The organism is Paenarthrobacter sp. AR 02, assembly GCF_021538675.1.
Classification (GTDB): Bacteria; Actinomycetota; Actinomycetes; order Actinomycetales; family Micrococcaceae; genus Arthrobacter.
On sequence record NZ_JAJUKH010000001.1, the window covers coordinates 625,464 to 651,439 of the forward strand.

Annotated in this window: 21 protein-coding genes; 14 read left to right on the forward strand and 7 right to left on the reverse strand. The window is 63.9% G+C overall.

Annotated features, from left to right (window positions below; genetic code table 11):
- Positions 1–2 precede the first annotated feature (2 nt).
- Positions 3–1,052 (forward strand): alcohol dehydrogenase catalytic domain-containing protein, encoded by a 1,050-nt coding sequence (locus tag LRQ04_RS02830; RefSeq protein WP_235517506.1) that lies wholly within the window; start codon positions 3–5, stop codon positions 1,050–1,052.
- The gene (locus LRQ04_RS02835; RefSeq protein WP_235517508.1) at positions 1,049–2,677 is read left to right on the forward strand and encodes an FAD-dependent oxidoreductase; all 1,629 of its coding nucleotides are present in this window, start codon (positions 1,049–1,051) and stop codon (positions 2,675–2,677) included. Before LRQ04_RS02830 ends, LRQ04_RS02835 begins: the two co-directional genes overlap by 4 nt.
- Before the next feature lie 271 nt (positions 2,678–2,948).
- Here LRQ04_RS02835 and LRQ04_RS02840 read toward each other — a convergent pair whose 3' ends face one another.
- On the reverse strand, positions 2,949–3,680 hold the full coding sequence (locus tag LRQ04_RS02840; RefSeq protein WP_235517517.1) for a glutamine amidotransferase: 732 nt from the start codon (positions 3,678–3,680) through the stop codon (positions 2,949–2,951).
- Between the two features lie 147 nt (positions 3,681–3,827).
- Here LRQ04_RS02840 and LRQ04_RS02845 point away from each other — a divergent pair, with 147 nt between their 5' ends.
- Complete coding sequence (locus tag LRQ04_RS02845; protein ID WP_235517518.1) at positions 3,828–5,069, forward strand: MFS transporter; 1,242 nt, start codon at positions 3,828–3,830, stop codon at positions 5,067–5,069.
- 170 nt (positions 5,070–5,239) lie between these two features.
- A complete protein-coding gene (locus LRQ04_RS02850; RefSeq protein WP_235517519.1) occupies positions 5,240–6,568 on the forward strand; it encodes an ammonium transporter in 1,329 nt (442 codons plus the stop codon).
- A gap of 77 nt (positions 6,569–6,645) precedes the next feature.
- Here the strand turns inward: LRQ04_RS02850 and LRQ04_RS02855 are convergent, their stop codons facing one another.
- On the reverse strand, positions 6,646–7,242 hold the full coding sequence (locus tag LRQ04_RS02855; protein ID WP_235517521.1) for a DUF1992 domain-containing protein: 597 nt from the start codon (positions 7,240–7,242) through the stop codon (positions 6,646–6,648).
- A gap of 187 nt (positions 7,243–7,429) precedes the next feature.
- The gene (locus tag LRQ04_RS02860) at positions 7,430–9,712 is read right to left on the reverse strand and encodes a bifunctional SulP family inorganic anion transporter/carbonic anhydrase (RefSeq protein ID WP_235517523.1); all 2,283 of its coding nucleotides are present in this window, start codon (positions 9,710–9,712) and stop codon (positions 7,430–7,432) included.
- Positions 9,713–9,975: 263 nt separating this feature from the next.
- Between LRQ04_RS02860 and LRQ04_RS02865 the strand changes: the two genes are divergently transcribed.
- From LRQ04_RS02865 to LRQ04_RS02875, 3 genes are read left to right on the forward strand one after another with little or no spacing between them, the layout of a single operon-like run.
- Positions 9,976–11,049, forward strand: coding sequence for an acyl-CoA dehydrogenase family protein (locus tag LRQ04_RS02865; RefSeq protein ID WP_235517524.1), 1,074 nt, complete (start codon positions 9,976–9,978; stop codon positions 11,047–11,049).
- Complete coding sequence (locus LRQ04_RS02870; RefSeq protein WP_235517526.1) at positions 11,043–12,422, forward strand: bifunctional PIG-L family deacetylase/class I SAM-dependent methyltransferase; 1,380 nt, start codon at positions 11,043–11,045, stop codon at positions 12,420–12,422. The genes LRQ04_RS02865 and LRQ04_RS02870 overlap by 7 nt, the downstream gene beginning before the upstream one ends.
- Positions 12,419–13,168, forward strand: coding sequence for a glycosyltransferase family 2 protein (locus LRQ04_RS02875; RefSeq protein ID WP_235517527.1), 750 nt, complete (start codon positions 12,419–12,421; stop codon positions 13,166–13,168). The genes LRQ04_RS02870 and LRQ04_RS02875 overlap by 4 nt, the downstream gene beginning before the upstream one ends.
- On the opposite strand, the gene LRQ04_RS02880 is transcribed toward LRQ04_RS02875, so the two are convergent.
- Positions 13,165–13,758, reverse strand: coding sequence for an adenylate kinase (locus tag LRQ04_RS02880; protein WP_235517528.1), 594 nt, complete (start codon positions 13,756–13,758; stop codon positions 13,165–13,167). The two genes, LRQ04_RS02875 and LRQ04_RS02880, sit on opposite strands and share 4 nt — an antisense overlap.
- 194 nt (positions 13,759–13,952) lie before the next feature.
- On the opposite strand from LRQ04_RS02880, the gene LRQ04_RS02885 reads away from it, so the two are divergent.
- Complete coding sequence (locus LRQ04_RS02885; RefSeq protein ID WP_235517529.1) at positions 13,953–16,616, forward strand: Tat pathway signal sequence domain protein; 2,664 nt, start codon at positions 13,953–13,955, stop codon at positions 16,614–16,616.
- Positions 16,617–16,623: 7 nt separating this feature from the next.
- On the opposite strand, the gene LRQ04_RS02890 is transcribed toward LRQ04_RS02885, so the two are convergent.
- Positions 16,624–17,502: a MurR/RpiR family transcriptional regulator gene (locus LRQ04_RS02890; protein ID WP_235517530.1), complete on the reverse strand. Its 879-nt coding sequence runs from the start codon at positions 17,500–17,502 to the stop codon at positions 16,624–16,626.
- 108 nt (positions 17,503–17,610) lie between these two features.
- On the opposite strand from LRQ04_RS02890, the gene LRQ04_RS02895 reads away from it, so the two are divergent.
- From LRQ04_RS02895 to LRQ04_RS02910, 4 genes are all read left to right on the forward strand, one after another.
- Complete coding sequence (locus tag LRQ04_RS02895; RefSeq protein WP_235517531.1) at positions 17,611–19,014, forward strand: MFS transporter; 1,404 nt, start codon at positions 17,611–17,613, stop codon at positions 19,012–19,014.
- Positions 19,011–19,502, forward strand: a complete 492-nt coding sequence (locus LRQ04_RS02900; protein ID WP_235517533.1) for a GAF domain-containing protein — start codon at positions 19,011–19,013, stop codon at positions 19,500–19,502. Before LRQ04_RS02895 ends, LRQ04_RS02900 begins: the two co-directional genes overlap by 4 nt.
- Before the next feature lies 1 nt (position 19,503).
- Positions 19,504–20,724, forward strand: a complete 1,221-nt coding sequence (locus LRQ04_RS02905; protein WP_235517535.1) for an amidohydrolase family protein — start codon at positions 19,504–19,506, stop codon at positions 20,722–20,724.
- Positions 20,725–20,814: 90 nt separating this feature from the next.
- Positions 20,815–21,540 carry an SRPBCC family protein gene (locus LRQ04_RS02910; protein ID WP_235517538.1) on the forward strand — a complete coding sequence of 242 codons (726 nt, stop codon included), beginning with the start codon at positions 20,815–20,817 and terminating at the stop codon, positions 21,538–21,540.
- 60 nt (positions 21,541–21,600) lie between these two features.
- On the opposite strand, the gene LRQ04_RS02915 is transcribed toward LRQ04_RS02910, so the two are convergent.
- Positions 21,601–23,619: a rhamnogalacturonan lyase gene (locus LRQ04_RS02915; protein WP_255773708.1), complete on the reverse strand. Its 2,019-nt coding sequence runs from the start codon at positions 23,617–23,619 to the stop codon at positions 21,601–21,603.
- Positions 23,620–24,072: 453 nt separating this feature from the next.
- Here LRQ04_RS02915 and LRQ04_RS02920 point away from each other — a divergent pair, with 453 nt between their 5' ends.
- Together LRQ04_RS02920 and LRQ04_RS02925 are read left to right on the forward strand one after the other, a co-directional pair.
- Positions 24,073–25,215, forward strand: coding sequence for an LLM class flavin-dependent oxidoreductase (locus LRQ04_RS02920; protein ID WP_235517539.1), 1,143 nt, complete (start codon positions 24,073–24,075; stop codon positions 25,213–25,215).
- Between the two features lie 36 nt (positions 25,216–25,251).
- On the forward strand, positions 25,252–25,659 hold the full coding sequence (locus LRQ04_RS02925) for a rhodanese-like domain-containing protein (RefSeq protein WP_235517541.1): 408 nt from the start codon (positions 25,252–25,254) through the stop codon (positions 25,657–25,659).
- On the opposite strand, the gene LRQ04_RS02930 is transcribed toward LRQ04_RS02925, so the two are convergent.
- Positions 25,656–25,856, reverse strand: a complete 201-nt coding sequence (locus tag LRQ04_RS02930) for a hypothetical protein (RefSeq protein WP_235517542.1) — start codon at positions 25,854–25,856, stop codon at positions 25,656–25,658. The two genes, LRQ04_RS02925 and LRQ04_RS02930, sit on opposite strands and share 4 nt — an antisense overlap.
- Between the last annotated feature and the right edge of the window lie 120 nt (positions 25,857–25,976).

Genomic DNA, 25,976 nt, shown 5'->3' on the forward strand with positions numbered 1-25,976 from the left:
CCATGCTGTCAGCCATCACCGTCACCCGGGAAACCATCGAATTCCGGGAATCCGCCGAGCCTTCAATGGAACCCGGCCATGCACTGGTGCGAGTCCACAACGTCACCCTCTGCGGCACCGATCTCCACATTTGGGAGGACGACTACCCCACAGAGTTGCCGCTGATCCAGGGCCACGAGTTCTCCGGGGTTGTGGAGGCCCTTGCCCCTGGGAACAGCGAAGGCTTCGCTGTGGGTGATCGCGTTGCCGTGAACCCCATCATCTCCTGCGGCCAGTGCCGCCCGTGCCTGAGCGGCCGGTACAACGTCTGCCGGAATGTCGGTTGCCTGGGCTGCTACTCCGACGGTGCGCTCACTGAACTGATCAGCGTCCCGCTGGGCAAACTCCACCCTGTTCCCGACGAACTGCCTTTGGACATCGCAGCCATGGGCGAACCTGCTTCCATCGCCATGCAAGCGGTGAACCGGGGCAGGCCCGAGACCGGGGAGACGGCGCTGGTGCTCGGAAGCGGGCCTATCGGTTTGCTGGCCACGCTCTACCTGACGGAATTGGGCGTCAAGGTGATCTGTGCCGATACCGAGCAGCACCGCTTGGACCTCGCTATCGACTTCGGGGCTGCAGACACCCTCCTGGTGACTCCAGGAATCGAGTTCCCGGACGCACATCAGACTCAGCGCCTGAACGCACTAACCGACGGTTACGGGCCACAACTGGTCATGGAGGCAACGGGCGTGCCCTCATCACTGGAAAACGCGATCAGGCTTGTTGCCAGCGCCGGGAGGATCGTCCAAGTGGGTATTTCGCCCCGGCAGGCCAACGTTTCCATGAAGGACATCCCCTACAAGGAACTGGACATCATGGGCAGCCGCATGAGCCTGAACCTCATTCCCGACGGTCTGGCATTGTTGTCACGCCATCCTGAACAAGCCCGGGCGCTCATGACGCACCGCTTCGCCTTCTCTGATCTCCAGCAGGCATTCCAGCTCATGCAGGGACGCACGGAAAAGATCGGCAAGATCCTCATCGGGATGCCTGCGGCTGGTGTCGCATGAGTACCCCTGTCCTCACCGAAACCAGCCAGCTCAACCCAACCTACGACGTCGTGGTTATGGGCAGTGGCGCGGCGGGACTAGTGGCGGCCGTCCGCGCAGCCGACGCCGGGCTCAGTGTCCTGGTGGTTGAAAAGGCGTCGCTGTTGGGCGGCACGACGGCGGCAGGCGGCGGCGTGATGTGGGCGCCGAACAATCACCTCGCGAAGGCGGCCGGGTACGAGGACAGCCATGCCGACGGCGTTGCTTACCTCTCAGAGGCGGCTGGCCACGTGATGACGGCCGGGGAAATCGATTGGTACGTCTCCACTGCGCCGCGAGCCGTGGAGTTCCTCAACACGAACACCAGCGTCTCCATGGTTCCCATAGCCCGCCCCGATTACCACATGGAGTGGAAGGGTTCCGCGAACGGTGGCAGGGGGTTGGACAACAACGCGTTCGATCCCCAGGAGTACCCCGGTTTGGCGGAGCTGATCCGGCCATCGTCCTATTTCCCGCTGCTCACCATGACCGAGCGGGACGAACTCAATGGACGCGCAGCTGACCCTTCGCTGCTCGCGCACCGCGCCGCCACGGGCATCCGGACCATGGGCGGGGCGCTGGTGGGAAGCCTGGTTGCGAGCGCCTTGGATCGCGGGGTCCACATCGTGGTGTCGAGCCCTGTGGAGGAGTTGTCGCGTGACGAGTCCGGGTGGCTGGTGACCCTTGGCGGTACCGCCGCCGGGGTGTCGGTGGCCGCGACCGCCGTCGTGCTTGCCTCGGGCGGATTCGAATGGAACCCGCGCCTCCGCAGCGCTTTCCTGCCCTATCCCGTGACGCCGATCAGCGCACCATCCAACGAGGGCGACGGCCTGCAGCTGGGACTGAAGGCGGGGGCGGCTGTGGAGGACATGTCGGCTGTGTGGGGTGTCCCGGTTATTTCGACGGCGGCCCATCAGTATGACGGACAGCGTTCGGGCCGCATGGGCAACGTGGAGATGACCCTGCCGGGCTCCATCACTGTGAACAGCGACGGCAAACGCTTCGTCAACGAAGCCTTGAATTATCACGATGCCAGCCGGGTGTTCGCTTCCATTAATCCGCACACGGGCAGGCAGCAAAACAACCCTGCGTGGTTGGTGTTCGACGCGGACTATCTCGCCAAGTACCCGGTGGCGGGGTCTGTGCCTGGCGAACCTGCCGAGTGGATGGTGTCCGCGCCGAGCCTGGAGTTGCTGGCCAAGGAGGTGGGCATCAATTCGGCCGGCCTGGAGTCGACGGTTGCTCGGTTCAACGCCGACGCGGTCGTGGGCGTGGACACGGAATTTGGGCGGGGAGCGACACCGCAGGACCGTTTCCTGGGCGACGCCGGCAACACGCCCAATCCTTGCCTGGCGCCTTTGCTCACCGCTCCCTTCTACGCCGTGCCCATCCACGCCGGGGTGCTGGGTACCTCGGGCGGGCTGGCCACGGACTTCAACGGGCGTGTGCTGGACCATCGGCAGCAAGCCATTCCGGGGCTCTACGCTGCGGGCAACGTCTCGGCCGGTGTCTTCCGGAACAACTATCCGGGAGGTGGCGCTACGTTGGGGTCGGCGATTACCCGGGCCTTCGCTGTTGGGGAAGATCTCGCGGCCCGGCTCGCGTAGCCGCACCTTGGGGGGGACACAAACGCTCGACGGCGACTACCGCCGTCGGGCGTTTGCGTTGCCAGGCCCGCTCTGCGCGGCAACCCATGGCCCAAGCCCGCAAAGCAGGCCCCACAACACACCCACCCCACATTGCCAGGCCCGCTCTGCGCGGCAACCCATGACCCAAGCCCGCAAAGCAGGCCTCACAACACACCACCCCACGTTGCGAGGCCCGCTCTGCGCGCCAACCTATGGCCCAAGCACGCAAAGCAGGCCCCACAACGGGGTGCTAGCGGGCGTAGAGCTCCGTGAAGTTCCTCAGGACCCGCATCGGCTCGGTCACCGATGAGCTTCGGGCCGTTTCGATGAGTTCGTCCGCGGTGTACGGCGGGAAGTAACCGGAGTTCTTGTAGAGGTTGATGCGGGTGATGAGGCCGTCGGCGTCGAGCTCGGGGTGGAATTGCGTGGCGTAGAGATTGTTCTTGATCCGGAACATGTGCACAGGGCACGCGGCCGAGCTCGCCAACAAAACCGCGTGGGCAGGCAGTTTGCTGCACGCTTCCTTGTGCCCGACAAACGCGTCGAACGTATGGGGGACGCCGTTAAGCATGGGGTCGTGTTCGCCCTCAGCTGTCAGCTTGATCTCCGTTGGCCCAACGGGTTCGCCGAATCGGCGGTCGATGACGGCGCCCTGGTGCACTCCCAAGGTGCCAACGCCGTAGCAGGCTCCCAAGAACGGGAAGTCCTCGGCAACTATGCGGTCCAGCAGCGCTGAGAGTTCCGCCTCTACCCGGATCTGGGTTGGGCTCTTTTCTTCCACAGGATCGCTAGACGTATAGGGACTGCCACCGACGATCACTCCGGAGAAATCGGATAGTTCAAGGGGCGGCAACGGCTCGGATTCCAACCGCAAACGGACCAGTTCTTCAGGTTCCAGGCCGCAGTACCGGAGGTAGGCCTGATACTCGTCATCGGCTGCGGCATCTTCGGCGCGGGTGGCCAGCAGGAGGAAGGGCTTCACAAGGACAGTCTGCGCGCGGAATGGCTGGCGGACAAAGTGTGTTGCGGGTAAGGGGGTGACTAACAGTGACTCCCTCGCGCCGGTGTCGCCGCATATCGTTGGCTTGACCCCCTTTGAACAGCACGCCCCATCCCCGAGGAGCAATATTTGAAGCAGGACCCTGTGGCCGTCCAACCGCAATCGCCCAAGCCACCGGCAGCAGAAAGGCAGCAGCCCAAGAAGATCCCGTGGGGCGGACTCCTTGTTCTGGCGGCAGCGGGCTTCACGGCGGTGACCACCGAACTCCTGCCGTCGGGCTTGCTCCCCCAAATCAGCCGCGACCTCGGCGTTGACGAATCCGCCGTGGGCTCCCTGACAGCGGTGTATGCGGCCATCATCGTCTTCACGGCCTTGCCTCTTTCACGGTTCCTTGCCGGAAGGGTTCCCCGGAAGACCCTGCTGATCGCCACTGTGCTGGCCTTCGCCCTGAGCAATGTGCTCTTGGCGTTGAGCCCCGCCCTGGGGTGGGCGATCGGGGCCAGGCTCCTTGGCGGCATCGCGCACGGCATGCTGTGGTCCAGCATGGCTCCCTACGTGGCGCGCATCGTCCCGGCCCACTCCGTGGGTAAATCCATGGCTGTGGTCTTCAGCGGCAACAGCATCGCACTGGCAGTCGGCGCTCCCATTGGCACGCTCATGGGCTCGCTCATGACGTGGCGTACTTCCTTCCTGGTCCTGGCCGGAGTGGGCGTGCTTCTGGCAGTCCTGGCTTTCTGGCTTCTCCCGGGCGCCCACGATCACGCCAGCCAAAAAACTCCCTCCCTCCGGGCAGCCATGAAACTGCCCGGCGTCGTGGCCATTGCCATCGCCTGGCCCCTCCTGCTGCTGGCCCACTTCACACTTTTCACATATGTTGCCCCGTTCCTCCTCGCCTCCGGACTCCCGGAATCCGCTACGAGCCTCTCTCTCTCCGTGGTGGGAGTTGCCAGCCTGGTGGGTATCTGGATTGCCGGCATGACCGCTGACAACCACCCGCGACGCTCGGTGATTGCCGCCGTCGGACTCCTGACCCTGGCGTTCGCCCTGCTCCCCGCGCTGGGCGGCACCTGGGTGGGTGCATTCGCGCTGATGACGCTTTGGGGCATCGCTTTCGGCGCAGTGGGTATCTACAACCAGGCGGCGATCCTGCGTGCGGGTGGAGAGCACAAGGATGCTGCCAACGGCCTCACCGTGGTGACCATCCAACTGGGTATCGCCGTCGGAGCGGTCTATGGGGCCTTCGCCCTCACCACTGTGGGCGCGCAACTGGTCCCGTTTGCCGCGGCAATTCCCACTGCCGTAGCGCTGGTGATCATTATTGCCAGCCGTCGCGGCGGCTACCCGGCCGGGCCCCGCGAGAAGCGCCGTTAACATTGCCGAAACATGCCAGTGACGTGATCTTCACGAATGAAGGATTTCTGTAACTTTCCTGCAACTTAGCTCTTCTGAGTCGGAAACATAGCTCACCGAATATTGATCGGGGGGTAGGTGTGGGCCGTGAAACAACGGCCCCGTTTCGGACAAGCTTGAAGGGAACGCAGGTGGAGATCTCTGCGCAACACGTCTGGCTGATGTTGTCATCGGCAATGGTGCTTTTCATGACCCCCGGCCTCGGCCTTTTCTACGGCGGCATGACCCGCGCCAAGGCCGCCCTGAACATGATCATGATGAGCTTCATCTCCGCCGGCATCGTGGGCGTGGTGTGGGTCCTGTGGGGCTACTCGATGACCACCGGCGACGGCATCCTGGGCCTGTTCGGAAATCCGTTCGCGCACTTCGGCCTGCAGGACCTCATGGGTTCACCGGATCTCATCAAGGCCACCTTTGCAGCAACCTTCGCCATCATCACTGTGGCCCTCATCAGCGGTGCAATCGCTGACCGGACCAAGTTCGGCGCCTGGGCCTTGTTCGTACCCATCTGGGTCACCGTGGTCTACTGCCCCCTGGCGTACATGGTGTGGGGCGGTGGCCTGATGAGCGCCGGCGGTGCCCTCACTCAGATCTTCGGCCAGGTCATCGACTTCGCCGGTGGTGCAGTGGTTGAGGTTAGTTCCGGAACCGCCGCTTTCGTCCTCGCATTGATCGTGGGAAAGCGTCACGGCTTCGCCAAGGACCCCAACCACCGCCCACACAACGTGCCGTTCATCATGATCGGGGCAGCCATCCTCTGGTTTGGCTGGTTCGGTTTCAACGGCGGCGCTGCTACCACCGCCGCGCAGGCCGGCCTCATCTGGGTCAACACCCTGGTGGCACCGGCGGCGGCCATGCTCAGCTGGCTCGTCGTCGAGAAGGTCCGCCACGGACACCCCACCTCCCTGGGTGCGGCATCAGGCGTGGTCGCCGGCCTCGTTGCGATCACCCCTTCCTGCGCCAACATCACCCCGCTCGCCGCATTGGGCCTGGGCTTGGTGGCCGGCGCCGCCTGCGCTGTGTTCGTGGACCTGAAGTACAAGTTCGGTTTCGACGATTCCCTCGACGTCGTGGGCGTCCACTTCGGCGCCGGCGTGATCGGCACGCTCTCCCTGGGCTTCATCGCCTTCCCGGAGGACGGCGTCGCGGGCGGCCTACTCTACGGCGGCGGTCCCCAACAACTCATTGCCCAGACCATGGCCGTGCTGATCACCATCGCACTCTCCGGCGTGGGCACCCTGGTCATCGGCCGGGCCATCCACAAGACCATCGGCTTCCGGGTTCCCCTGGAGCACGAAGTCACCGGAGTGGACCTCACCCAGCACGCCGAATCGGCCTACGAATTCGGGCTCACCGCCCACGGCCACTTCCGCCAGCAGCAGGCGCACCTTTCCGCGCTGATCGGCCGGAAGCCCGCAGCCCCGAAATCCGAACAGGTCAAGGAAGACAGCTTCGCCTGACGGCACCACATTCAAAAGCAGCAGCCGACGGCGGAACCCGGCTTCCGCCGTCGGCTGCTGCTTGCGTCGCTAAGGTTTCATCCTGAACCGTTCCAGATGCGCTGCCACCATGTGCGCTTGGCCACTGGTCCAGCCTCGGGCTCGGGAGGAGCTGCGGCGGCCCTTCGCCCGCGCCACTTTTCAAGCTCAACGTCCACATCCCTGAGCTTGGTGATCACGGGTGGGCCGCCCTGGAGTTGCCGTCGGGCCTCAATCACCCGCTTGTTGAAGTCCTCGAGGATGTCCCGGACTTGTTTCTCCGTGTACTGCTGGTCCAGTTTGGCATCGAGTTCGGAATCCTCGATCCGCAGCAGGATCGCGGGGGGTCCGATTCCACTGAGCTTCTCCCGTTGTATGAGGCCTTTGACCCACCAATCGGGATCGTAGTGTTCACCCAGGCCCGGAATGGGTTTACCCGCGTACTTGAGGTTGTCGAACTTGCCCTGGTCCATGGCGTCCCGGATCAGGTACTCGACCCGGGCGGCGTCGTCCACCTTGCGGCGTTTCTCCCGTTCCGCGGCGTCCGCGGCTTCGATCTCCGCGTCTTCTTCCGCGTTCCCACCCCAGCCGCGGACAGCGCGCAGCTCAGCACCGCGCTCGAGTTTCCGCCTGAAGGCATTGTTCCCGGAGTTCACTTGTGGACACCTCCTCGCACGGCAGTCCTCCCCTGCCGGACATCGTGGTTCTGATTCCCAGTATTCCGCATACTGCGCCTGCTTGGGCCTGTACCCCCGCCACCGACTATGGAAACAAGCCAGCCCCGACACGCCGTGAAAGCGGTGTGTCGGGGTGGTTGTAGGTCCAGAGTGGGTGGCTCCGGATCTAGGACCGAACCGCCATGCTCGGATCGAGTTGCTCGATGCCCTCGGGGGTGACCAGCACAACGCGGGCCGTGCAGATGTCGTAAAACAAGCCAACGGGCTGCACCCGGCCGGACAGAAGTGCCGGCCCGGTCACAGGGTGGTCCTCGAGCTTCCTGAGCTGCAAAGCCACGTTGACCATGCTGAGTTGGTCCACGCGGCTGTAGCCCTCGGCAGCCGCAGCCAATGCCACGGGATGTCCGGAAAGCAGGGCCGAGTAGCTTGGCCGCGCATGTTCCAGCCAGGAATCGAATCCGTTGCCCAAGGCAGGCGCAGCTCCTTCAAAGTCGGCGATGACGGCGTTCATCGCACCGCAGTTGGAGTGGCCGCAGATCACGATCGAGTCCACTGACAAACCCTTCACCGCGAAGGAAAGCGCCGAGTCGATCGAAGCATCGCGGCCGTCGCTGCACACCACGTTGCCGATGTTCCGCAGGGTCAGGAGGTCGCCTGGCCCACTGCTGGTGATGAGGTTGGGATTGACCCGGGAATCCACGCAGGCCACGAACAATGTGTCCGGATTTTGGCCTTCCGTCAGGTCCTGCACCAACGGACGGACCTTGTCCGCGTGGCGTCGGTGGTATTTGTCGATGCCCAGGAGGATTGAGCGCAGCGGCAGCCGCCCGCCGTCGTCGTCGTGCGCTGTTGGGCCTCCAGCGGACGGCAACCAGGACGTCTTGGGCGGAAGCGGAAATTCGCGGGGGTCCTGGCGCTGGGGGGTGTTGTCTTCGGCATCGGTGAAAGCGGTGGTGCCGTGCTCTTCCAGGGCCACGGAGGCGCCGGTGTTGCGGTGCTGCTTCTGCCAGGCAACCAGGGCTTCGCGGAAGGCGTGGTCGAGGTAGTCGGCGTTGAGTTCCACTACGGCGTTCTGGCCTTCGGGCACCGAATGCAGGACACGGTTGAGCCGCGGCAAGGCGAAGAAGCTGCAAGAGCCGGCAATGGTGACCCGCCACGGCAGTCCGGAACCGGCCGGGGCATGGGCGTGGATTTGAGCGCGAAGCACCCGCCACAGCACACAAACAGCAGCGAGAGCCAGGCCGATGAGCACTCCTTCGAGCAAGTTCAGGGCCACCACGCACACCAGCGTCACTGCGTAAACCAGCAGGTCGCCGGTGCGGAGGCTGGTGCGGATGTCGGCGACCTTGATGAGCTTGGCACCGATCACCAGCAGCAGGCCCGCCAGCACGGACAGGGGAATCAACTGGATGAGGCCGGCGAACAGCAGGGAGAACACCAGGACCCACACGCCGTGCAGAATGGCAGACGTACGGCTTTTCGCTCCAGCTTCGACGTTGGTGGCGCTGCGGACGATCACGCCGGTTACCGGGAGTCCGCCGAGCATGCCGGAGACCATGTTGGCGGAGCCTTGGCCGACGAGCTCTCGGTTCAGGTTGGTCCGCGAACTGCCGTGCATCTTGTCAACGGCCACGGCGGACAGCAGCGATTCGATGCTAGCGATCAGCGCCACAGTGATGACAGCCATCGCTGCGGCGCGCCAGTTGCCGTCGGGCAGGCTGGGCAGCGCGACGGCGTCCAGGATTGAACCGCTGAAGCTGATGCGCTCAACGCTCGGGGCCACTGCTACTGACAGCGCTGTCACGGCGACGACGGCGGCCAGCGGCCCGGGGACTTTCCGCACCATTGCAGGAAGGTACTTCCAGGCCAGGAGGATCACGACGACGGCCAGGCCCAGCAGCGCTGAATGCAGCTCGACGTTGGTGATGGCGGTGGGGAGGCCCGCCAGATTTTCGACGGCGGAGCCCGCGGCTTGGCCACCCAGCAGCACATGGAGTTGCTGCAGGATGATCGTGATGCCGATGCCTGCGAGCATGGCCTTGACCACTACCGGCGACACTGCCAGCGCTGCCCGCCCGATACGGCTCACCCCCATCAGCAACTGCACGACGCCGGCCGCAGCGGTGATCGCACAGGTCACCTGCCAGCCGAACTCGGCTACCAGGCCGGCGACGACGACGGTCAGGCCGGCGGCTGGGCCACTCACCTGGAGTGGTGAGCCACCCAGGCTGCCGGCGACGATTCCTCCGACCGCGGCTGCGATGAGCCCGGCCATGATGGGAGCCCCTGAGGCTGCGGCGATGCCGAGGGACAGCGGGAGGGCGACCAGGAATACCACCAGTGACGCGGGGAGATCCGCCCCCAGGTTGCTGAGGAAGCTTGGCTTGGTTCGTCCCGGCGGGCTGTGTGAATCGGTGGGGATGGTGGCGGATTCGTTGGACTGCGGCATGGTGTTCCTTTGGCTCGGGAATGCTGACTCCTCCAAGCTACGGAAACTGTCACGGTTAATGACAACAAGATGTGACAAGCATGACAAAAGCTGTGAAGATGCGCTTCATCTTGGGACCAAGGGGAACTTTTGCGGGGGTGGAGTGCGTTGGAAGGGTCCGTGGTGCGAGGTCCGCAAGGCGAGAACGCGACGGCGGGCAACTTACGCCGTCGTCTTCTCGCCGGGCTCACCAAAACTAAGGTTCCTTAGAATAGGCTGGGTCCATGAGCAATACAGAAGTGCAGCCCGTACGCATCAGCTCCGCGCCCGTACAGCTGCAAGCACTGGATCCCGTACTGGGAAAGGTGAGCGCAGCCGTCGGCGACGTTCCAGCCCTGTTGGCTATCGCCGAGGATATCGGACAGACAGCTCCTACGCCCGGAAATGGGAACACGGCCAAGCTCTGGGAACTCCTCGCTTCGATCACGTCCGTGGATGTCGCGGCGGGGCGGGTGCTCGAACCGCACCTTGACGCCGTCGGAATCCTGGCCCAGGCCGAACAGCCCCATCCCGAGGGAGCATGGGGAGTTTTCGCCGCCGAAGGTCCAGGCCTGAAGCTCGAGGCCAAGCAGGAAGCTGACGGCAGCTACGTGCTCAGTGGCTCGAAGCCATGGTGCTCCCTCGCCGCGCAGCTGGACGGGGCAATCGTCACCGCGCATGTTGCTGCCGACAACACCCGGGCCGCCTTCGCAGTGAACCTGAAGCACTCCGGCGTGACAGCCGAAACCCCCGAATGGACCAGCCGCGGGCTCAAGGAAATCCCGAGCGGAACGGTGCACTTCGACCACGTCCCCGCTACGCCCGTTGGCGGCGCGGGCTGGTATTTCGAGCGCCCCGGCTTCGCGTGGGGTGGCATGGGAGTGGCCGCATGTTGGCTTGGAGGCGCAGTAGCCGTGGCCCGCGACTTCCGCGACTCCCTGGCCAGGGCATCGGACAACGGCCGGGAACCGGACCAGATCGCCCTTGCTTCATTGGGCGAGGTGGACCGGATCATCGCGTCCGTCACCGGATACCTGGCTCAAACGGCTGAGCGCATCGACGCCGGCGACCTCGCAGAACCAGGCGACCCGGGCGAAAGCCCTTGGCCCGAAGCCTTGCGCGTCCGCGGAACTGTTGCCTCCGCCGTCGAACGCGTCCAGACCCTGGTGACGCAAAATCTGGGCCCCGGGCCGTTGGCGTTCAACGAACAGTACGGCAAGCGGATGGCGGATTTGTCCCTCTATGTCCGCCAGCATCACGCCATGCGGGACGACGCCCAGCTGGGGGCGCTGGTGTTGAAAGGGGACCGCCGGTGGTAGCTTTTTCGCACACAGACACAGGCACGACCGAGGCGGAATGGCTGTCCAGCGGCGTTGCTGCGCTGCCCGAGCTCCCTTTGGGCCAGGACGAACTCGCGGACATGGCTTTCGTCGTCCTGGCTGCGCACCCGGACGATGAAACTTTGGGCGCGGGCGGGTTAGTGGCCAAACTGCATTCATCCGGAGCTGCGGTGGAACTCCTGCTGTGCACGGCCGGCGAAGCATCCCACCCGGAATCACCAACCACGACGCCGGAACAGCTTGCCGCCGTCCGGCTCGCTGAGTTCGACGCGGCTGTGTCCGGGCTGGCTCCCAGCGCGACCTGGAAGTTCCTGGGACTGCCCGACGGCAAGTTGGCCGCCAACGCGGGCCGCATTGCCGAGGCCATACGCGACGCCATTTCCGCGCACAACCGGCCAACGGAGAACATCGTCATCGTTGCCCCGTACCGCCAGGACGGCCACACCGACCACGATGCTGTTGGCGCAACAGCGGCCAAGGTTGCTGAAGAGGACGGCCACGGGCTCTTGGAATACCCCATCTGGTACTGGTTGTGGGCGGGCCTGGACGACCCAACATGGCAATCCTGGGTGCGGGTGCCATTGTCCGGGCGTGAGCTGGAAACGAAGGGAAAGGCCATGGGCGCCCACACGTCCCAGATCGAACCGTTGTCGGAGGAACCCGGCGACGGAACACTCTTGTCGGGGACGTTCCTGGAGCACTTCGAAAGGCCATGGGAAACCTTCGCTTGGCAACCGTCGAAGGCAGGAAACAACACCGCCGCCGACGCTGAACGGATCTTTGACGAAGTCCACGCCAAGGGAGACGACCCCTGGGCCTATACAACCAGCTGGTACGAGCGCCGAAAACGCGCACTGACCTTGGCTGCCCTCCCGGAGGAATCGTACGAATCCGGGCTGGAACTCGGTTGCTCCATCGGCACCCTCAGCGAGGAACTCGCTCAACGTTGCCAGGCGTTCCTCGGTGTTGAAGCCAGCGGTATTGCGGCCAAAAAGGCGGCCGAGCGGCTTTCGGCGTACCCCTCCGCCGAAGCGCGGCACCTCACCATCCCCCAGGAGTGGCCCGAGGGCTCCTTTGACCTGGTAGTGCTCTCCGAGATGGGCTATTACCTGGCACCGGAAGAGCTGGCTGAAGTTTTCCGGCACATCAAGGCCGCCATGAAACCGGGCGGTACGCTGCTCCTGTGCCACTGGCGCCACCCCATCTCAGGCTGGCAGTTGGACGCGGAAGCCGTTCACTCGATGGCCCGGCAACAACTTGCCTGGCCAACGTTGGGGCTCTACCGCGAGAAGGATTTCGTGCTGGAAACCCTGGTTGCACCGGCCCCGGCCGTCAGTGACGGCCCGACATGACCGGGGGCACCAGGCAGCGGATCCAACGCATCGCGGTCACCATGCCCGCCCACGACGAGGAACAGCACATCGGCAGGGCGCTGGCAGCACTGGGTACAGCGTTGGACACCCTGGAGCGGGAGCATCCGGGTATGCCTGCCACTGTCACTGTGGTCCTGGACAGCTGCACCGACCGTTCGGCCGGGATCACCGCCGCCCACGTCGCGGCGGACCCGCGTTTCACGTTAGTCAGCGTGCAACTGCGGAGCGCGGGAGCTTGCCGGGACTACGGCATCCGGACGGCCCTGCTCCCCCATCCGGCGGAAGCAACAGGGAGCTTGTGGCTCGCCAACACCGATGCCGACTCGGTGGTCCCGCCGAATTGGCTGGTACGCCAAGTCGGGTTGGCCAACGGCGGCGCTGACGTCGTTCTGGGGTCGGTGGAACCGGATGCCTACGATGTGGACCCGGCCGTGCTTCGTCGATGGCTGGAACTACACCCCTTTCGCGAAAACCATCAGCACATCTACGGCGCCAACCTGGGTATCAGGGCCTCGGCGTACCTCGCCGCAGGGGGTTTCCCGCATCTCCGGGCCCATGAGGACAGGCGCCTGGTGGAGCGCACCCGTCACCAAGGATTCAGGGTGGCTGCCACGGATTCCATCAGGGTTCTCACCTCCGGCCGGACTGAGGCCCGGGCACCCGAGGGATTCGCAGCGTATCTGCTGGCACTCGGCGCTGACGTTCCAGCCGCGACAGGGAGCTAGGCTCCTACGGCCTTATTCGCCAAGGCCCCTTCGATGGCGGCAATCGCGGCCTCAGTAATCGCTTCCCTCTCGCCGGATCCATTCACCGTCAGCAATATCCCACGGTTTGAGTAGGCCTCCAGAACCGGCCTTGTATGCTCACGGTAGAGTTCCAAACGGCGACGAATAACCGGCGCAGTGTCATCGCTGCGTCCCTGTTCCTGGGCGCGGCGGAGCATCCGGTCCAGCAACTCATGATCGTCGACCGTCAACGCCAGGGCTGCGTCAAGAGCCTGACCTCGAACGGTGAGCATCTCATCCAAGGCAGCCACCTGGATCACCGTCCGCGGGTAGCCATCCAGCAGGAACCCCTCTCCAGCATCATCTTCGTCCAAGCGTTGCTTCAGCATGGCCGTGGTGACATGGTCCGGCACGAACTCGCCGTGATCAATGTACGCACTGGCCTCGTCCCCCAACTCCGTCTCTTGGCGAATGTGGTCGCGGAACAACTCTCCCGTTGAAATGGCAGGGATCCGGAAGTGCCTGGCGATGTGCTCCGCCTGTGTGCCTTTGCCGGAACCGGGAGGGCCCATGATGATCAATCGCGCCATGGCTCTGGTCCGTTTCGAGAGGCGGCCGGGACTTAAACCATACGCCCGCGGCAGGTCGGAGCGCCCGGGTCACGCGAATTTGTTGGTTCATCGATCCCAGTATCCAACCACCCCCTTGCAGCCATTCGCACGCGCGGGTAAGTTATTGAAACGTCTCAAAGAAAGCGTTTTCCCAGACTTTAGGTGGAATGAACATGACTCAGCTCAGGTGGATCGACGCCGAACCGCCCGCCAGGCTCAGCAGCGGCACGACCTGGGGCATGCCGTTCCAGCGCGGCACCGCAGCGGGCGCGGACCACCTCCAGGTGCGCGACATGAATGGAGTTGCCGTCAATGCCCAGGCCTGGCCGCTCGCCACGTGGCCCGACGGTTCCCTCAAATGGGCCGGCATCGCCATCGGAGCAACGGATCAGCCCTCCGACGCCTACCATGTCACCCACTCAACCGATACGCACGACGGCGGCCCGGCAGCCGCCGTCGAACACTCACCCGAGGTGACGGTCGCCGAAACGGACGACGCCGTCACCGTCTCCACAGGCATGCTCGACATGGTCATCCCCAGGAGCGGCGAAACGCTGTTCAGCGAGCTCCGTCGCGCCGGCGAGGCCGTAGCCAAGGATGCCCGGCTCGTGAGCCTCCTGCAGAACAACCTGGCCGAGGGAGCAGGCAGCGCTCCACGCGAGGCCTACACCAGCCAGGTTTCAGGCGTCACAGTGGAACAGCGCGGCCCGGTCCGGGCGGTGGTTCGGATCGAGGGGCGGCACAGTGCCGAGGATGGCAGCAGGGAATGGCTCCCCTTCACTGTCCGCTTCTACTTCTACTCAGGCGCCCGTAGCGTCAGGATGGTGCACTCGTTCATTTGGGACGGCAATGCAGAGGAGGATTTCCTTGCGGGTCTCGGTGTTGAATTCACGGTACCGCTTGCCAGTGAATTGCATGATCGCCACGTCCGCATCGCCGGTGCTGACGGCGGTTTCCTGGTGGAAGCAGTCCGCGGCCTGACCGGTTTGCGCCGGGATCCGGGAGAAGCTGTCCGCGCCGCGCAGATTGCCGGTGAGGCCACCCCGCCGCTCAGTGAGTGGAGCCCGCTGGTTTCAGAGCGCCTCCGCCTCATCCCCAGCTGGAATGATTACACCCTCACCCAACTGACCGCCGACGGCTTCGAGCTGCGGAAACGGACCGCGCCAGGCCACGGATGGGTGGGCATTTCCGGCGGAACCCGGTCAGCTGGTTTCTGTTCGCTGAGCGATCTACGCGGCGGTTTCGGTATCGGAGTGAGGAACTTTTGGCAGTCGCACCCGGGGCAGCTGGATATCCGCGGCGCCGCAACAAGCAACGCGACAGTAACCGCTTGGCTCTATTCCCCCGAAGCCCAGCCGATGGATCTCCGCTTCTACCACGACGGCCTGGGCCAGGACACGTTCGAGGACCAGCTTGAGGGCCTGGAAATCACGTATGAGGATTACGAGCCCGGCTTCGGAAACCCAACCGGGATCGCCCGGACGCACGAACTCACGCTGTACGCCTACGACTCAACGCCCAGCACGGAGAGCCTCGCCGCCGACGCCCGGGCAGCCTCCACTCCCCCGCTGCTGCAGCCCTCCCCGGAGTACCTTCACCAAGCCGGCGTCTTCGGTGACTGGGCTCCCGTGGACCGCAGCACCCCTGTCCGGGCAGAGCTGGAAGACAAGCTGGACTTCCTGTTCGATTTCTACCAAGGCCAAACGGAGCAGCGGCGCTGGTACGGGTTCTGGAATTACGGCGACGTGATGCACACCTACGACACGGACCGGCATGTGTGGCGCTATGACGTGGGCGGTTACGCGTGGGATAACTCCGAGCTCTCCCCGGACCTTTGGCTCTGGTACATGTACCTGCGCACAGGCCGCGCGGACGTCTTCCGCTACGCCGAGGCGATGACCCGCCACACCGGCGAAGTGGATGTCTACCACCTCGGTCCGTGGCGCGGCCTGGGTTCCCGGCATAACGTCCAGCACTGGGGTTGCAGCGCCAAGCAACTGCGCATCAGCACCCCGGCATATCGGCGCTTCTACTACTACCTGACCGCTGATGAACGCACTGGCGACCTCCTCACCGAGCTCGTGGACAGTGATCGGAACTTCCTGGGTTTGGACCCCGTCCGCAAAGTAAGGCCCGACGCCGATACTTACCGCCCGGACCGCGGCGCTTTGGGCGTCGGGCTGGGTACGGACTGGGGTTCACTGGCTGCAACGTGGCTCACCGATTGGGAGCGCACGGGCAATCCCCGCTCCCGCGACCGGCTGCTTGGAACCATGGCCGATATCGGTGCCCTGAAGTACGGTTTCCTGACCGGCGAAGCGCTTTACGACTTGGACACGGGAAGGTTCGACGCCGGCAGGGAAGTCATCAGCGTCTCCCACCTGAGTGCCGTGTTCGGTTTGGTGGAAATCTGCAGCGAACTGGTCAGCCTGGTGCCTGATGCCGCCTTCGAAAGGGCCTGGATGCAGTATTGCCGCCTGTTCCTGGCCACCCCGGAGGAACAGGCCGCTGAAGTCGGCCAACCTCTGGCCGGCATCTACCTCACCCAAGCACACAGCCGCCTGACTGCATACGCGGCTGCGAAGCTGGGGTCTCCGGAACTGGCGTCCCTGGCGTGGGACAGCTTTGCCGAGGGCGGAGAAAACCTGAACCATGCCGAGGCCTTTACGCTCAGGAAAATCCTTCCCCCGTACGTGCTTCAGCCTGTTGACGAAGCACCGACGGTATCCACCAATGACACCGCCCAATTCGGGCTCGCGGTCATCCAGAACCTGGCCCTCATCGGCGACCAGCTGCCGGCGTCCACAGAGGCGCCGGAGGAGGTCCCGGCGTCGTAATTTCTTGCTAGGAGCTGGACCTGGGATGCATGATCCGCATCTGGTCCCAGGTCCGCTCCGACGCGGCGATGTTGAGGTTTGACCGTTCGCGGTCCAGGGATGCCAGCTCGACGGCGATCGCCTGGACCGCGGTCACCGCACCTGTCAGGGAGGGAAAGAACCCGGCACCCTCGGTGGGCACCACGATCCTGTGGTCCGCGTGCACCGCCACCGGTGATCCCGCGCTATCAGTAATGGAAACTATGGGCGTGCCCAGGTTGTGGGCGATGTCGACGGCCCTCATGGTGCTGTCGTAGACCCGCCACAGGCTGATCGCGATGACCAGATCTTCGGCGCCGAGCCGGGCTATGGCGTTGGTGAGGGCGGCGACGTCGGCATCCAGGAGCCGAACGTTGTAGCCGGCAATGATGGCGTTGTGCTCCAGGGCCTTGCCGGGAATGGCGTAGCTGCCTGCCGCGACGATGAAGGTCTGCCGCGCCCCCGCGATCAACTTCGCAATTTCATGAACAGTGTTGGCATCCAGCGTGCGCTCGAAGTGCGCCAAATTGGCCCGGTCCGTGGAGACCGCAGCCTGTGCAGGACTACTGATGTGGCCGTTGTGTTCGGCCGCGACTTCCACGGCACTAAGTGATGCCAGGAACCGCGACCTGAGCTCGAATTGGAAATCCACCCAACCCTTGAATCCCAATGATTGCGCGGTTCTGGTCACCGTGGAGGCGTTGGAAGCAGCAACCGCGGCGATGTCGCTGACGGAGCCATAAGAGGCGAGCCGCGGCTGGGACCGGAGGATGCCGATGACCTGCATTTGCCGGGCCGCGAGCTTCCGCCCCTGGACACGATCGTCCAGCCACTCGGTCAATGTTGACGAGTCGAAATCTTCTTCCACCTATTGACCTACCTCACACTTTGGCCGTAACTTCGATACATCGCTTCTGCACAGACCTGTGCATATTCCTCAAAATGTACAACTTGGCCCACTTTGGCAGGAATCACCATGTCTCTCACAGCACGCCTGGATCGTCTGGCTCTCAGTCGACCACACTACAAGCTTCTCCTTATCGGGGGCCTCGGCTATTCGTTCGACGGCATGGACGGGGCAGTGGTCGCTTTCCTGCTCCCGCGCATCCAGGAACTCTGGGGCCTCAGCACGGCCAGCCTGGGATTGGTCGGCTCGGCAGCCCCGTTCGGCTTCTTCTTCGGGGCAATCCTGTCGGGCTGGATGGGTGACCGATTCGGCCGTAAGAAGGTCATGTTGTGGGCATTGGCCTTCTACTGCCTCATGTCGATCATTGCGGCGATGGCCCCCAACTTCGAAATCTTCCTGATTGCACGGATCTTTGCAGGACTCGGCGCAGGCGCGGAAAGCGTGATCATCGCCCCGTTCCTCTCCGAGTTCATTCCCCCCAAGCGCCGCGGCTGGTTCATTGGAACCCTTGCCGGCTTCTTCTCCTTCGGCTTTGTGGCCGCAGCATTGATTGGCCGCTTCGTGGTTCCCATGGGCGAGGATGGCTGGCGCTGGGCCCAGGTCATCACCGCAGTCCCCATTCTTCTCCTGCTCTGGTGGCGCCGGAGCCTGCCCGAATCACCCCGCTTCCTGATCAGCCGGGGGCGCGTCGCGGAGGCGACGGCGGTAGTGGAACGCTTTGAGCAGAGCGTTGTGAAAGCCACTGGCAAGGAACTCGCACCCCTTGGACCCGGTACTGAAGAGATCACTAAGCACGAGCAGAAGATCAGCGTCTGGAATGCCCTGACGTTCATGTGGTCCAAGGCGATGCGCCGCCGGACAGCGGTGATCTGGCTGATTTGGTTCGTGATCACGTTCTCCTACTATGGCTTCTTCTCCTGGATTCCCACGCTGCTGGTCGGCCGCGGCATCACGGTCACCAAGAGCTTCGAGTTCTCCATCCTGATCTACCTTGCGCAGATCCCCGGCTACTTCTCCGCAGCCTGGTTGTGCGATCGGATTGACCGCAAAAACACCATCGCCCTTTATCTGGCAGGATCGGCCATCAGTGCCTTCTGGCTGAGCCAGTCCAACGATTCCGGCATGATCCTGCTGGCCGCCGCAACGTTGTCCTTCTTCCTCAACGGCACCTACGCCGGCGTCTACGCCTACACCCCGGAGCTCTTCCCCACCTGGATGCGCGCTACGGGCGTTGGCCTGGCCAGTGCCGTTGGCCGCATCGGCAGCATCCTGGCACCTTCCATCATCGGCATCTTCGCAGCCTCGCTCGGCTTCGGCGGCGTGTTCACCATGACCACGGTGGTGCTGACCATCGGCGTCCTGGGTGTCGTGATCTTCGGAGCTTCCACCGCAGGGAAATCCCTGGAGGACATCAACGCCCGCGCCGAGCATGACGCAGCGCCAGACAACCACGCAGGAACGGTCACCAAATGAGCTTCATGGAATCGGACACTACTTTCCAGCAGGCCTTCGATGCGCTGCAGCAGGACCCAGGCGTCGTCCTTTTTACCGCCCTTCAATGGATCCCCCAGCGCTCCAGCCTGAAGCGCCTCTTCACAAGCCACCCCGCAGAGTATCCGGTGGGCGGCGAAAAGACAGTTGAGATCTCCCCCGGGTGGCTCGGAACCGTCATCGAGGACAAGAAGCCGTTCCTCGCGGCAGACCTGGACGCGCTGAAGGAAGTCTTTGCCGACTCCGCGCTCATCCAACAACTCGGCTGCGGTGCCGTGATCAACATCCCGGTCCTCGATCCGGAAAGCAACGTGGTGGGCGTCCTTGCCCTCCTCGACGCTGAAGGCAAGTACACGCAGCAAAGTGTGGACACCGCCGTCGGCGTCGTCACCACGAACCAAGCAGAACTTGTGCAGGCCTTTGAAGCCCATCCCACCGAAGTCGAAGTCCCCGGGAAGGACACCGTTTAATATGAACACCACACCACTCGTTATTCGCAACGCCAGCGTCCTGGACGTTGACGCAGGCACCTACTCCACGGCCGACGTCGTCAGCGTCGACGGAAAGATCAGCAGCGTCGGCCCTGATGCCGAGGTTCCTGAAGGTGCGCGGGTCATCGATGGGACCGGCAAGTTCGTCATCCCGGGCCTGATTGATGCCCACGTTCACGTGGTGGCTTCCAGCGCCGACTTCCGCTCCCTCACCTATACACCGGCGTCGTATGTCTATGCGCAGACCGCCCGCATCATGGGAGAGATGCTGCAGCGCGGCTTTACCACCGTCCGCGACCTCTCCGGCGCCGATTTTGGCCTGGCGATGGCGCAGGAGGAAGGGCTTCTTGAGGGTCCGAAGATCCACTTCTGCGGCCACGCGTTGAGCCAGACCGGTGGTCACGGCGACATGCGCCTCCCCGGCGAAGACCATGACCCCAATGGTCGCGGGTGCTGCGGCATAGGCCGCGTGGCTGACGGCGTGGATGCCGTCCGCGCCGCAGCCCGGGATGAGATCCGAAAGGGCGCCCACCATATCAAGATCATGGCATCCGGCGGGGTCTCCTCCCCCACCGATCGCATCGACTCCACCCAGTACTCCATGGAGGAAATGCGCGCGGCCGTGGAAGAAGCGCAGGCCGCAAACCGCTATGTGGCGGCGCACGCGTACACCGCCCGCGCCATCAACCGCGCACTGGAAGCTGGTGTCCGCTCGATCGAACACGGCAACCTGCTGGACGACGAAAGCCTGAAATTGTTCCTCGAAAAGGACGCCTTCCTGGTTCCCACCCTGGTCACCTACTGGGCGCTCAAGGAAGAGGGCAAGGAGTTTGGGCTCACGGAAGAAATGTGGGCCAAGGTGGACTCGGTGCTCACCAGCGGCCTCGAGGCAATAGCCCGCGCCCACGAGGCCGGCGTGAAAATGGCCTTCGGTTCGGACCTCCTGGGTGGGATGCACCGCCACCAGAACGAACAGTTCAGGCTGCTGGGCAAGGTCCAGCCGGCTATCGCCGCCATCCGCGCAGCAACCACGACGGCGGCCCAGCTGCTTGAGCGCGAAGGTGAACTTGGCGTGATCGCACCTGGCGCGGACGCGGACATGCTGGTCCTGGGCGCGGATCCGGTGGCCGACATCTCCGTACTTGCCGACATCTCCGAGCATTTGGAACACCTGATCCAGAACGGCCGCGTGATCTCTTAGGTCCTGCCGCCGGGGCCTGTTATTCCCCTCCGAAAAGCCCGATAATGTAAGCATGCTGATCAATACCGAATCGAGCAGGAGGAGGACATTGTGAGCACAAAAGTGGACAAGACCATCATGGTCAACGTTCCGATCAGTACGGCCTACAGACAGTGGACCCGGTTTGAAGAGTTCCCGCAGTTCATGGGCGGAGTCGAACGGGTGACACGGCTTGGCGAAGACCGTTTGGAATGGGTCGCCGAAATCGCCGGCGTCCACCGTACGTGGGAAGCAAAGATCGTTCAGCAGGACGTAGACCGCGCCGTGGCATGGGCTGCCGTCGAGGGCGTCAAAAATGCGGGCTGGGTGGAGTTCAAAGAAGCCGGACCCAGCCAGACATCCCTGCACTTGTCGCTGGAATACGAGCCCCATGGCGTCCTGGAGTTCCTGGGTGACAAGCTGCACGTTATTGAAAGGCAGGCGGAGTCGGACTTGAAGAAGTTCAAGGAGCACATCGAAAAGCAGGCACCGGAAACCGCGCCTACTGCCGGGACCACCACGGCCCCTCCGGCGACCGGCGCCCCGACTACGGCGACCGCCACGGGAACCGCGGCCACCGCCGTCGGGCATGACACCAGCGCAACGGACACGACGCCGATCGTCGATCCCGTCACCCATCCCTTCGACCAGACGAACGGGTTGGCCGACGACGACGGCGACTCGGACGGAACCGCGGAAAGCGATACCCGCAGCGCCGCGGAACGTGGCGACGACGACGCAGACCGCGGTCCCGGATTCATACCGCCGCAGAGCGGATGGCTGCCGGGACAGCACTAGGTCCGCCGACGCCAAAAGCCGCCCGGGTCAACACGACCCGGGCGGTTTTGTTTGTGTGGGCTACTTCTTGCCGGTGTAGACGACGGCGGGCATCGCCGGAGCCTGCATGCCCTCACCAATGAAGAAACTCGGGTGCGGCGGCTGGTTGTACGCCACGTTCTCCCGGGCCACCGCCGTGCGGTACACAGTGTCGTGCATCAGGGTCCGGAGACGGACCTCGGTGGGAGCCGTAGTGGTGTAGATCCGCAGCTCGGAGCTGTCCGTGGACGGCCACGCGATCTCTTCGCGCCAGTCGCCCAGGATGTCAGCCTGGATGGACGGGTTCCCCTTGGTGGTGTTGTTGCTGCGGGCACCCTCAGCGGTCAGGAGCCGGTCACTGGTTTCCGTTTCCCAGTTCCACTTGGAGATGGTCGGCACACCACGGGATACAGTGGCGTCGTAATCGTGGTCCACGATCTCACGCAGCAGGTCGCCATCCCACCAGGCCAGGAAGTTCGCGGCCGGGATGTTCTCCGCGATCAGCTCACCCTTTGCGGACATCAGCTGACCCACCGGCGAATTCCAGGCAGCGGAACCGCCCACAGCCCAGCCCTCCGCGCCTTCATACCGTGGATCGATGTCACCAGCAGCGCCGCGGCCAGTGTCCTTAATGGCCGGAATGCTCCACAGCACCTCACCCGTGGCGGCATCGCGGAACGTTGCGCCGCGGTTGCCGCTCTGGCTCATGCTTTCGTGGACGGCGAAGGTCTCCAAGCCGGGCCTGGACGGATCAAGGTCGCCGGTGTGGATGGCATCGCCGTGGCCGAGCTTGGTGTTGTACAGCGGCTTCCCATCGTCATCGATGGTCATGGAGCCGAACACGAACTCGTCCTTACCGTCCTGGTCAACGTCTGCAACAGACAAGTTGTGGTTGCCCTGGCCCTTATATTCGTCACCCGCCTGGTTGGAGTCGAACGTCCAACGCTTTTGAAGCTTGCCGTTGACCAAGTCGTAGGTCACCAGCACCGTGCGCGTGTAGTAACCACGGCTGAACATCATGGATGGGTGCTGGCCATCGAGGTAGGCCACTGCAGCGAGGAAGCGGTCCACGCGGTTGCCGTAGTTGTCGCCCCAACTGGCCACCGATCCGCGCTCAGGCTCGTAAGCCACTGTGTCCATGATGGTGCCCGTTTCACCCTTGAAGACAGTGAGGAATTCCGGACCGGACAGGACATAACCGGCGCTGTTGCGGAAGTCGGCGTCGGCGTTTCCAATCACGGTGCCGGCCGCATCCTTGGTGCCATCCGCGGTTTTGAACGAAACCTCTGCCTTTCCGTCGCCGTCGAAGTCGTACGCCAGCACCTGGGTGTAGTGCGCGCCGGCGCGGATGTTGTGGCCGAGGTCGATGCGCCAGAGCTTGGTGCCGTCGAGTTTGTAGGCATCAACGTAGACGTTGCCCGTGTAGCCGGACTGGGAGTTGTCCTTGGCGTTGGAAGGGGACCAGGTCTGGATGACTTCGTACTTACCGTCTCCGTCCAGGTCCGCCACCGTCGCGTCATTGGCGGAGTAGGTGTACGGCTTGCCATCCGGGGTAACGCCGTCGGCAGGCTTGTCCAGCTTGATGGCCAGGTAGTTTTGCGCGAGCGGCTTCACGGCGTCGGTCAGCTTGTCCTGGCCCTGCCCGTTGCCGACCGTCTTGATCACGTAGCTGGAGGTTGCGGTTCCTTGCGGGTCCACGAAGAAGGTTGAGTTGCGGATCGGCTCCGGGGTGATGTTGACACCGTCGCGAAGCACCTGGAAGCCGATGCTGTCCTTGTCCAGGCCCAGCATGCGCCAACTCACGGTCACGCCCGGATCAGTCAGGAGGGCCACGGGCGCGCGGTCCAGGTTTTCCACCTGGCGCTTGAGCGCCTGGTCCTTCGCGGCGTTGACGACGGCGGACTGGTTGCCTTGTACACTCCGGGACGCTGCGGGTAGCGCTGCATGGGCAAGGGGAACTCCGGTGAAGGCCAGGGCAGCTGCCGCCAGGGTCGCTGTGATTGCCAGAGGGAGAAGTGGTGTGCGTCGGGAGTTCGGGGAACATTTCGAAGGGTAAACCAAAGAACATCTCCTTTGATGCCGGGGTGCAGTTGGTCTGCACCCTCGCGGTTTGGAACGTTTCACTAATTGGATCGACCGGCCACTCCTATGCGAGTGGCGGGGGTTTGCCGTGAGTGAAAACGCTTTCCGACATCAAGGTTTATCAGCGTTTCAATTAAGCGGTCAAGGGTGTGACAGGAAATAACTGTGAGTTTTCGTTTCTTGATGTTCACTTTTGTGGCCACCCCAACCCTCACTCACATCCCACCCCCTTCACCCCAACCCTCACTCACATCCCACCCCCTTCACCCCAACCCTCACTCACATCCCACCCCCTTCAACCCGACGCCTACTCACATCCCACCCGGCCTCCCATGTGACGGTGGATTGCGCCCCGTTGAGCAACATTGACTCCAGTTGAGCGCGGTGACGGCGCAGCTTGGGCGCAGACACGGGCCTCCGTAGTGTCGTGCCATGCCGAAGCCCTCAGTCACTCCCCTGTCCGTCCTAGACCTCAGCCCGGTGTCCGCCGGGCAGACACCCGGCGAGGCGTTGCGCAGCACGCTGGGCCTTGCCGCTGCTGCCGAGGCTTCCGGTTATTCGCGGTACTGGCTGGCCGAGCATCACCTCAACACTGGGGTTGCAGGCTCGGCCCCGCATGTCCTGGCCGGATTAGTAGCGTCAGCCACTAAGACCATCCGGGTGGGGACTGCAGCCACCCTGCTGGGGAATTACCGGCCACTCCAAATTGCCGAGAGCATCGGGACGCTCGCCGCAGTGTTCCCCGACCGCCTGGATCTGGGTTTCGGACGCTCCGGCCCGCCAAAGTCCTCAAGCGACCCCGCTCCGGGCGTGGTGCCGCCTGTCGCCTCGGCCGAGGCGACAGACCGAGTAGTGGACGGGCTGTTGATCCCTGCGGCCCGCCCGATCTTCGGCGCCGTTTTGCCGCGGAAATTCCGGCTTCAGAGTGAACTGCTGGGCCGATTCCCAGGCGACACGGACAACTTCGAAAACGACATCCAGGACATCATCGGATTCTTCAGCGGGGAATACCGGACGCAGCACGGGGAGGAGGTCACCGCGACGCCGGCTCTGGGTGAGTCACCCCAGTTCTGGATTCACGGTTCCACTGCCGGCCCCAGTGCCCGGCTGGCCGGAAAGCTCGGGCTTCCCTTCGGCGCCAATTACCACGTGGCACCTGCCGGCGTGCTGGACTCCATCGCCGAGTACCGCACCCATTTTGAGCCATCCGTCACTTTGCAGGCACCCCATGTGATCGTCTCAGCAGACGTGCTGGTGGCCGCCGACGAACGTCAGGCACAGCGGCTCGCCCGCGGTTTTGGGCAATGGGTTCATGGAATCCGTAGCGGCCAGGGTGCTATCCCCTACCCTTCGCCGGAAGACGCCTTGGAACGGAGTTTGGACGCCGAAGCCCTGGCCTTGGTCAAAGACCGGTTGGACACCAGGTTCGTCGGGGATCCGCATCAGGTCAGGGAGCATCTCCTGACGCTGCAGCGCGTCACGGGCGCGCAGGAACTGCTGATCACCACCATCGCCCACGACCCCGCAGACCGGGTGAACTCCTACCAGTTGCTCGCCGAGGCCTGGGGCCTTTAGCTTTTTCGATTTCCACTCACCAACAAAGGAGCACATATGTCCATCGAAACCACAGCCCCGGAGACCACAGTCCAGGAAGACGCGCAGCTGGTCACGGCTGCCGAAGCGGCCAAGCTCATTGAGCAGGGCGCACTGCTGATCGATGTCCGCAGTGAGGGTGGTCGTGCCAGCACCGGCGCCGTCCCCGGAGCCGTAGTTGTCAACCGCGAGCACGTCGAGGAGGACTTCAATCCGGAGTCCACCCATCGCCTTCCCCAGGTGACCGGGACCGAGCAGAAGATTGTGGTTTTCTGCGGTTCCGTGAACGGCTCACGTCCGGTCGCGGAGAAGCTCAAGGTGCTGGGCTACGACCATGCCGTGCACGTCGACGGCGGTTTCCCCGCCCTGCGCGACGCCGGCGTACCCACCACCGGCCCCACCGCACCGCCGGCTGAAACTGCTTAGGCGTCCACCGACTCGGTGACTTCCGGGCGCTGGCTGCCACCCGCCGTCGTGCCTGGCGTTACCGGACCGGCTACGGCCGGTTCCGTTGCCGTCGTCGTGCTCTCCTTGCTGGGAATCACGACGACGGCACTTTCGTTTGCGGGCCGCCGCACCTCGCGGAGCCAGTCCAGTCCGCCCGCCAGAAGCGCGACGCCCAACAGGATGCAGCATCCCATCCCCCGGGTAACCGAACTCCTGGGACCTGTGACAACGGAACGTGAGAGAGCGACCGCCCCAAAGGGGCGGAACGTGAGAGAGCGACCGCCCCAAAGGGGTGG